This window comes from Mesorhizobium sp. M2A.F.Ca.ET.037.01.1.1 (genome assembly GCF_003998075.1).
Taxonomy (GTDB): Bacteria; Pseudomonadota; Alphaproteobacteria; order Rhizobiales; family Rhizobiaceae; genus Mesorhizobium.
In genome coordinates this window covers 1-3280 of record NZ_RZSA01000775.1, presented here as the reverse complement: position 1 = coordinate 3280, position 3280 = coordinate 1, and the positions used below count along the sequence as shown (strand labels likewise).

Sequence of the window (3280 nt, the reverse complement as noted above, 5' to 3'; positions counted from 1 at the left end):
ACTTGGAAGCGCTGCGGCGGTCCAGAATTCTGCACCGTTGCACACTTCGGTCCAGGTAACGGCATGGATTCCAGGGTCTGCGCGCGTCGCTTCGCTCCTTGCTCCGCCCTGGAATGACGAGGTTCATGCGCCTTCAGCTCACCACCAGCGTTTGCGCTGACTATTCCAAACGGACGTTGATAGCCTCGTCCAACAAGCCTGCAATCTTTCAAGATCACTGTGTCGTCAAGGACCTAACCGGGCTCCAGCGTCTCCTGGATCGAGCCTATCAGCGCGGTGATCGCCTGCTTGTATTTCTCGAATTCCGGTGACGTCTGCCGCACCTCGGTCGTGGTCGTCGTCGGCTGGCCCTGGTCGGTCGCCACGCGCGGCACTCTCTGCCCCATCTTCCGCTCGGCCCAGTCCACGACGTAGCTCGCGGTCTTGCCGGTGAGGAACGGGTTGGCTTGGATGACGGCCGACCCGAGCACCGCGCTCAGCTGGCTCGAGCCGGGCGCCGCCAGAACCTGGGCCGCGCCTTCCATGCCGAGGAAATGGCACAGATAGAGGCGGCCGGCGGTGATCTGGTGGCCGCGCGCGCGCAGATAGGCCTCGCCCTCGCGCGCCAGGTTGCGCACCATTTCGCGCGACAGCGTGGCGTCGTAGCGAAGCGCGAGCAGGTCGGCGGTCGACAGCGAGCGGGCAAGGTCGGGCCGATAGGTGTTCATCATCCGGATCCAGGTCTTGGAGATGAACTGGCCGGCGCCGGTCGCCGAGGAAAGCGGGTTCTTGGCGCGTGCGCTGCCGCCGCTTTCGACATGCACGATCCGGTCGGTCAGCGTTTCGACCGCGGTATCGCCGGAACCGCCGGAGCTGACGGCAACGGCGGTGGCCACCGTGGTGACCGTCCCCAGCGGGTCGATCGCCTCGCCGTTCTGGTAGAGCTCGAAATGCAGATGCGGGCCGGTCGAAAGCCCGGTGGTGCCGATATAGCCGATGACATCGCCGGCCTTCACCTTGGTGCCGACGCCGCTGGCGATGGCGAATTTCTGCATATGCGCGTAACGCGTCTCGCGGCCATTGGCATGCGTGATCTTCACCAGATTGCCATAGCCGCCGCCATCGCCTTGGAAGGAGATCTCGCCGTCGAAGGCGGCCATGATCGGCGTGCCGACCGGCGCCGCCCAGTCGACGCCCTTGTGGATGCGAACTGTGCCCAGGATCGGATGCTTGCGCGGGCCGAAGGTCGAGGTCATCACCCCGGCGACCGGCGTGACCATGCCGTTGGTGACGGTCAGCGAGCGCACCTGATCGTTGCCGGTCACGCAGGCATATTGGCCGTCGCTCTGCTGGAAAACGAAACAGTCGAGGCTCCTGTCCGCGCCCTGGACGCCGACATAGAGCACCCGTCCCGAGATCTCGCTTTGGCCGCGCGGCGTCTGCGAATAGATCAGCACCAGGCGCTGGTCCTCGCTGGCGAAGGCGTCGAGGTCCTGCCCGCGCGACAGATACATGATCGCCTCGCCGATGACGCTGGTCGGCACCTTGTTGCGCGCCGCCGTCGAATAGATCGCGTCGAGCAGGCGGTACTGCCGCTTGGGCCCACCCTGGTCGGAGGTGCCGGAATAGTTGAACAGATCCTCGCGGACCCAGGGGTCGACGCCCGACACGAAGGCGCCGGCCGCATTGCGTGTCAGCGTGCCGACATAGACGTTCTTGGCATAGATGGAGACCTGCATCAGCGACATGGTCGTCGTCTCGCGGTTCGGCCGGAACCCGCGCATGGCCACCACAAAGCCGGCCTCCAGCCCGTCGCGGTTGAAGAGGGCCTTCAGCGCCTCGCCCGCAAGCTTGGCGTCATCGGCGGAGAAATGCGCGTCGAGCGCCACGCTGTCCAGGCTGCGGTCGTTGAGGATCTTCACGAACGTGTCTTCGGTGGCCTCGAAGCGCTGATACTCGCTGGTGACGGTCGCGACGGTCGTGTTGTTCTCGATCGCGGTTTTCTTGAAGGCGGGGAGTGCTGCCTCGCCCTGGTCGATGGTCTCGCCCCAGCCGGCCTCGGGGTCGTCGGCGTCCGCCTTGGGCGCCGAGCCGGCGTCGCTCTCGTCCGGTGCCGCTTGGAGATCATTCTGCAGGTCGCCTTGCGGATCGCCCTGTTGATCGTCCGGCGCCACGGCCGGAGCAGGCGGGCCCGGTTGCTGGTCGTCGGGCGCCGTTGCCGAAGGCTTGGGAGCGACCTGCCGCTGCGCCTGGAAGAAGGCGAAATCCTCTTGCGTCGAGGGGATCGTCGTCATGAACTTTTCGCTGGCGCTCAGCATCACGTCGGACATGATTTCGATCTGCGGCGAAGCCTCCGAACTGTCGAGCTCAGCCGGGCGCGCCACGGTCTTGCCCTTCGTCGCGGTGTCGGCATCGGGCGCCAATGTGATCCACATCGGATCGCCGGCCAGATCGATGATCGCCGGCACATAGACTGAGGCGTCGGGCGGCACGTCTTCCATGCCCTCGACCGGATGCAGCTCCTCGTCCTCGTCGCCGAACGACCAATAGTCCTTGGTCAGATAGAAGCCGGTGGCGACGGCAACGACGGCGAGCGAGGCAAGGCCGGCAAGGGCCCGGCGCCAGAGCTTGCGCCGGCGCTCGGCCAGGCGCGCCTGCTTCTTCTGTTTGAAGCTCGTGTCGATCGAGTGCGTCACGGGCTGTTTCCGGTCAGGAAATAGGTCCAGCGCACCTGTTCGAGCGTATCGACCTCGACGAAGCGCGCCGCGATATGGCCGCGCTGCCAGCACTCCTCGATGCCGCGGATCGAGAAGCGCCTCCGGTCGATGCACATCTCGGTCGACCCGTTGAGGATCGCGTGGCCGAAGACGTCCGTGGCGTAGAGATAGATGTAGCGGTTGGTCAGCTCCTCGCGGATGACATTGACGCACTGGTTGGCGCCGATCGTCCACCAGCCGTCCGTCTGGTCGGCATTGTCGACCTTCTGTCCGACCGCGAGATTGACGACGTCGAGCGTCTGGTTGCAGACGGTGAATTCGGCATGCGCCTTGCCGGGCGAAAGCATCGAGAACAGCGCCGCGCCGAGCAAAGCGGCAAGCGTCATGCGGCCCGGAAACAGCAAGCTACGCAGCTTGCGTGGCGGGGGCTGTTGCAAAGAACGCAAGGTGCGAGGGTCCATCGGCGTTCATGCTATCCGCCAAGCCGGAAATAGCTGGCCGTGGCCGAGAACTGCGACCCGCCGGCCTCGATCTCTTCGAGGATCCTTGGCAACAGCTCCGAGGCCGGCGTCGGCCTTGAGAAC

Annotated in this window: 2 protein-coding genes; both read right to left on the bottom strand. The window is 65.4% G+C overall.

Annotated features, from left to right (window positions below; genetic code table 11):
- Nucleotides 1-233: 233 nt before the first annotated feature.
- Complete coding sequence (locus tag EOA27_RS28755; protein WP_126079287.1) at nt 234-2675, bottom strand: M23 family metallopeptidase; 2442 nt, start codon at nt 2673-2675, stop codon at nt 234-236.
- A complete protein-coding gene (locus tag EOA27_RS28750; protein ID WP_245491185.1) occupies nt 2672-3100 on the bottom strand; it encodes a DUF1036 domain-containing protein in 429 nt (142 codons plus the stop codon). The genes EOA27_RS28755 and EOA27_RS28750 overlap by 4 nt, the downstream gene beginning before the upstream one ends.
- Nucleotides 3101-3280: the final 180 nt, after the last annotated feature.